The sequence below is a fragment of the Paenibacillus timonensis genome, assembly GCF_022427145.1.
GTDB classification, from domain to species: Bacteria; Bacillota; Bacilli; order Paenibacillales; family Paenibacillaceae; genus Fontibacillus; species Fontibacillus timonensis.
In genome coordinates this window covers 1-5,234 of record NZ_JAKSXN010000116.1, presented here as the reverse complement: position 1 = coordinate 5,234, position 5,234 = coordinate 1, and the positions used below count along the sequence as shown (strand labels likewise).

The 5,234-nt window shown below is 41.8% G+C and carries 6 protein-coding genes and 1 tRNA gene; 5 read left to right on the top strand and 2 right to left on the bottom strand.

What is annotated here, in order from left to right; genetic code table 11:
- The first annotated feature begins 83 nt into the window (after positions 1 to 83).
- The 3 genes from MJ257_RS24300 to MJ257_RS24290 all read left to right on the top strand — a co-directional run bounded on the left by MJ257_RS24300 (position 84) and on the right by MJ257_RS24290 (position 2,015).
- Positions 84 to 602, top strand: a complete 519-nt coding sequence (locus tag MJ257_RS24300; protein ID WP_178020365.1) for a response regulator — start codon at positions 84 to 86, stop codon at positions 600 to 602.
- Between the two features lie 13 nt (positions 603 to 615).
- Positions 616 to 1,644, top strand: coding sequence for an HNH endonuclease (locus MJ257_RS24295; RefSeq protein WP_178020363.1), 1,029 nt, complete (start codon positions 616 to 618; stop codon positions 1,642 to 1,644).
- A 101-nt stretch (positions 1,645 to 1,745) separates the two neighbouring features.
- A complete protein-coding gene (locus tag MJ257_RS24290) occupies positions 1,746 to 2,015 on the top strand; it encodes a hypothetical protein (RefSeq protein ID WP_178020361.1) in 270 nt (89 codons plus the stop codon).
- A gap of 124 nt (positions 2,016 to 2,139) precedes the next feature.
- Here the strand turns inward: MJ257_RS24290 and MJ257_RS24285 are convergent, their stop codons facing one another.
- Together MJ257_RS24285 and MJ257_RS24280 are read right to left on the bottom strand one after the other, a co-directional pair.
- On the bottom strand, positions 2,140 to 3,135 hold the full coding sequence (locus MJ257_RS24285; RefSeq protein ID WP_240271755.1) for a tyrosine-type recombinase/integrase: 996 nt from the start codon (positions 3,133 to 3,135) through the stop codon (positions 2,140 to 2,142).
- A 2-nt stretch (positions 3,136 to 3,137) separates the two neighbouring features.
- The gene (locus MJ257_RS24280) at positions 3,138 to 4,121 is read right to left on the bottom strand and encodes a tyrosine-type recombinase/integrase (RefSeq protein WP_240271754.1); all 984 of its coding nucleotides are present in this window, start codon (positions 4,119 to 4,121) and stop codon (positions 3,138 to 3,140) included.
- Positions 4,122 to 4,559: 438 nt separating this feature from the next.
- On the opposite strand from MJ257_RS24280, the gene MJ257_RS24275 reads away from it, so the two are divergent.
- Together MJ257_RS24275 and MJ257_RS24270 are read left to right on the top strand one after the other, a co-directional pair.
- On the top strand, positions 4,560 to 5,045 hold the full coding sequence (locus MJ257_RS24275) for a nucleoside deaminase (protein ID WP_240271753.1): 486 nt from the start codon (positions 4,560 to 4,562) through the stop codon (positions 5,043 to 5,045).
- 76 nt (positions 5,046 to 5,121) lie between these two features.
- Positions 5,122 to 5,195: transfer RNA gene (locus MJ257_RS24270), tRNA-Pro, on the top strand.
- Positions 5,196 to 5,234 lie beyond the last annotated feature (39 nt).

The following is a 5,234-nucleotide window of genomic DNA, read 5'->3' as shown; positions in this document are numbered from 1 at the left end:
AATTCTACTTTTTAGTCTAGCAGCAAATTCTTCAGAACATGGAGGAGCGACATTCGAATTCATTTTTAAAAAGGAGAAGAATTATGGCTCTTAAGGGATTTTATATCGAAGATGATTTATCAAATATTACTAGTTACGGACAATTTTTTGAAGAAGCAGATATCGAAATCCTGCATGAAGGAAAATTATTGGAATCGCCTGATGATTATTATGATCTTATTTGTAAATATGATGTTAATTTTGTAATCATTGATAATCATTTAGAAAAACAAGGGGTATCATACGATGGATTTGATGTGCTAAAAAGTATACGTAAGCATGACTCTTCAATATACATCCTTTTGTTGACTAATTTTTCTTATGACGACAAGTCAATACAAGAATTAGGAGAATTTGATCAAACTATAAAAAAAGATGACTTTGTAAAACAATTCGATGGGATTATTAATCGCATCAGAAGAGCTACTTATAGAAAGGAAGTTGATGAATTCCAGGCGGAAGTTCAAAGAGGACTTGATAAGAAGCAAGAGATAGTAGATGCACAACTTCAAGAACTTAAGAAAATCAGTAATTCGCTAGATAAATTAGTTAAAAAAGATTAGGGTGAAGGATCATATGTCATCGGAATTTATCAGAAAGATAAGATTCTTTCGGTACGGTCAAAACCTATGTAAAAAATATTTGAGAATTGATTTTAACTATAAGTGTGCTTATTGTCACACAAGTGAAGCTGAGGTGATTTCCGGTCATAAGTATTTTGAAATAGACCATTTTATGCCTCAAGTATTATCGGACGATACATACGATGTTCATCAATATGATAATTTATTTTATTCCTGCAGACTATGCAACGGACCTTCAGGAAAAAGTGATACATGGAATGAATTGCTACTGAATCCATGCAAAGAAAAAATATATGGCACTCATATAGCGCTTTCTACTGCCGAAGACTTTAAACTGCAGGTTCTTACCCCCAGAGGGGAACAATTTATAGAAACATTCAAATTAAACCAAAAAAGCCAGCGGAAAATAAGACAGAAACGTGTAGAACATCAAAGATTAATTGCGCAAAGAACCAATGCGTTAAGGAATGTGATTTCTCAAATTGAAGCTGCAGAAAATCCAGATTTATTAACTGAAGGATTGAAAGAAAAACTTGAATCTATGTTAATATCATTTGAAGAAGAGACAGTTGGACCATACTATTCTAATATTGAAGAGTCTTGTTCCCCTGATAACATTAATGAACAAATATTTGAAGCTGAATTGCAAAAGGTATGTAATTTTGAAAAGGTATACCATGACTTTGATATTGACTATATGTTTGTAGAAGGGATAAATCGAGTTTTTTGCTATCATCGTATAGTAGATAATTTGGTTTTTCAAAATAGACGAAAAAGCTTGCGTATTACAATGAAACAAGCGAAAAATTGGATGGATTCTATCGATTCTTTATTAGTTGTTGTTTTTTCTGTTGTAAATAATACATTCTATTACGTCAACTTTCAAGAACACATTGAAAGAAATCCCATTGATCCGAGTTCACAGTACTATTCGATTTGGATAAATGAGAATGATATATTAACTAAAGAGTCTATACTGGCTGGATACTCCCCTCGACCGTTGGGAGCTAGCAGTGGCTGATAAACTTCTCAAAGTAATTAAAGAAGTAGCATAAGAATTATTTAGAACCGACAAGTATAGTCAGTATGAGAGTAAATATAAAAGGTCGAAGGGGAATGTAAATGGAAAGCAAAAGGGAGTTCACAAGCGAAGAAATTTCGGAAATTGAGATGCTTGTGGATAAGGCTATAGCTGCCAGCAATAAAGAAATAGCAAAACCAATTATAAATCGCTTAGAGTTCATGCATAGTACATTAAATATTGAGGCGCCTAAGAATAATATTTTTGCTGAACTTGTAGCTTATGTGAAAGTGGCATCCGGACAAGTGCAGGAAAAGGAACACTGGGTTAATGCGGTAAATCAAAGTCTTTATAAGCTTAAAACTTTTTGATTAGCAAAGTGTGAGGCAAAGTACACTCTATTAATTCAAAAATTCCATCTAACAGGATATTTTTTACGTAGTAACAACTAATAAAAAGAGGATACCTACTGTTGGTATCCTCCATTCGTATCTTTTATCTCCTCATATTCTCCACCGGACTATGTTTCTGATGCTGCTCCCGGATATCCTTGCTAAACAGCTCTACATAGTATCGGACCATGTCCAGTGTGCTGTGGCCTAAAATTTGCTGGAGGGTAAAAACATCGCCGCCGTTCAGAATATAGAACTTCGCCATCGTATGTCTGAATGTATGAGGCGATACCCGTACGCCCGATATGCCGGCTAACTTCCCATACTCCTGAATGTTTTCCTGTATGGTTCGAGTATGAAGGGCCGTACCCTCTACATTCACGAAGAGCCAGTCCGTCTCTACGTCACCGCGTTCGGCCAAGTATTGTTTCAACACTTTCACGCACGTTTTTTGAATCGGAACGCGTCGCGCTTTTCCGCCCTTGCCCCGAACAATTCGGATCTCCATTTCTTTTAAGAAAAGATCGCCGACCTTCAAGTTCAGCAATTCTCCGATCCGCATCCCCGTTTCCAGCATAACCATCATGATCGTATAATCCCGAAATCCCGTAAAGGTTTGGCGATTGGGTTGGTTGAGCAGGGCAAGCAACTGCTCTTTGGTAAAGGTTTGGATCATTTTCTTTTCCGCCTTGACCAGCCTTAGTTCGTCTGCCAGTTTATGCTTGATATAGCCTTCTGCATGCAAAAACTTGAAAAACGCTTTGCAGGTTTTGATGCGTCCGTTTACCGTGTTGCTGGCCAGTCCTTTGCCAAGCATATATCCGATATAATGATGCTTGATGTCCCGGTTGGTCATGGTGAGGACGTCAAAGTCCTGGTTTTGTTCTTCGAAAGTCTTCTGCATCATGATCATATTTTCTTCATAAAACTCGATAGTTCGATCGGATAAATTTTTGGCCCGGCATTCAAACACAAATGATTGCAGCAGTTTGGGAAAACCGATTTGCGGTTTGCTCGGTGTAGCTGCCGATGTTGGGGCAACTACTTGAGTAGCAGTGGAGGTAAGTGTATTTTTACGACGTTTTACTGGCATCTCCATGTTTACTGCACCTCGCTTTCATTGAAGTTGCCTTCGTCCGCGAGGTTCTCAATCGGGCTGTACTTTTCGTGCTGTTTATGAATATCGGTGCTGAACAACTCGACGTAGTAGCGAGTCATTTCGAGGTTGGCGTGGCCGAGGAGGTATTGCAAAGTAAAAATGTCCCCGCCATTCATCAAAAACAATTTCGCCATCGTGTGTCTAAACACATGGCAGGCTCCTTCCACGCCAGTAATGCCGGCTCGATGAAAATACGCCTTCACCATTTTAATGAAGGAATTTCTCGCCATGGGCATATTGAATACTGTAATCCAGATGTCGTCGAAGGGCTGATCTCCCCGTTCCACAATATATCGTTTGAGGATCTCCGCACATGTGGCCTGAAATGGCACCAATCGGAATTTACGTCCTTTCCCCATTTGAATGTGCACCGTATTTTCCTCAAAATTCACATCTGAGATTTTCAAACGGCTCATTTCGATGACGCGTATGCCGGTTTCAAGGAAAAGAAGCATAATGGCATAGTCCCGTAATCCGGTAAATGTAGTTTGATCGGGGGAGGCTAGAATTCGTTTGACTTGCTCTTCGGAAAAAATATGAACGACTTGCCGTTTGTTCTTGAGGGGCTTTAACCCTTCGGCAATGTTAGTCGTCAGTAATCCATCCTCGAATAAAAATTTGAAAAACTGCTGAAGCGTGCGAATCTTTCCGTTGATCGTATTGGGCTTATATTGCTGTTCGAGCATTTTGTTAATCATGCGGACGGAGAGGTCTTTAGGGGTCAGAGTATCCAGGGAAAGGCACCAATCTTCAAGATCGCGTTGCAACGATTTGAGATAGACGTGGTAACCGTCTATGGTAAACTTGGAGAGATTGCGAAACTGGCAGTCCATCAAGAACAGCCGGACGGCTTCGGCGTATTGGTTTTTTGCCGAAACTGCGTCGTACGCTACAATAGTTTCATCAAAATTTTTTCCTTGCAACATTGCATATCACTCCCAGAATTTGGATTGGGAGTTTGGTGCGGTGAAAAGATTGGCGCGCCTGACGGCCTTGAGCCGCGTCAATCTGTGGGTTTAGCGAGCGCATACAACCCTGTCGGAAAACAAGGGACGTTTTGGGTCGGTGGGAAAATAATCCATGTCCGACTTCCCTTGTCCTATGCGGAATCTCGGCGATTGGCGAATGAGTGGTTCCCTCCTTCCATAGCGCCAATCTCAAAATCGTGAGGGAAACCGTGGGGGTTCGAGTCCCTTCACCGGCATTCAACAGACAGGTTCATCGTTTGGCTTTCGGGCTAGCGATCGAACCTGTTTTTTTGTTTCTATGCACAAACCTTCCCGAAGGCGGTGGCTGCTTCTCTGGATGCGAGGTATAATGCGGAGAAATACAACGCTGAGCACGCCGGAGGGGAGAATGTAGCGATGACGTTGACTGTAAGGGAACATAGCGATTGGATGGAAGTGGCCATCCGTGAAGCGGTTGAGAACGTCCGCCATGCCGATGGAGGCCCGTTTGGAGCCATTGTCGTCAAGGACGGGAAAATTATTGGGACGGGACGTAATCGCGTCACCGCCTTGAACGATCCGACGGCCCATGCCGAGGTTCAGGCGATCCGTGAGGCTTGCAGAACCTTGAACGATTTTCAGCTCAAAGGTTGCACGATCTACAGCAGTTGCGAGCCCTGTCCGATGTGTATCGGAGCCATTTACTGGTCTCGTCCTGATGCCGTATATTATGCCTGCACCAAAGAGGAAGCCGCAGACATCGGATTTGATGATCAATTCATCTACGAAGAAATCGCTCTACCACTGACCCAACGATCCATTCCGATGAGGCAGCTGCGAACGGATCAAAGCCTGCTCCCTTTTCATTCCTGGAGAACCTCAACCGAGAAAATCGAATATTAGTCCTTGACTTCTTCAATGATGCCGCTATAATAGAAAAAGTGGCCCGATTTTAGAAAATCGGTAAGCCATTCGATTACGGGACGTAGCTCAGCTTGGTAGAGCACCTGGTTTGGGACCAGGGGGTCGCATGTTCGAATCGTGTCGTCCCGATTCATGCAAGCAGTCATCCTAACAGGATGGCTGCTTTTG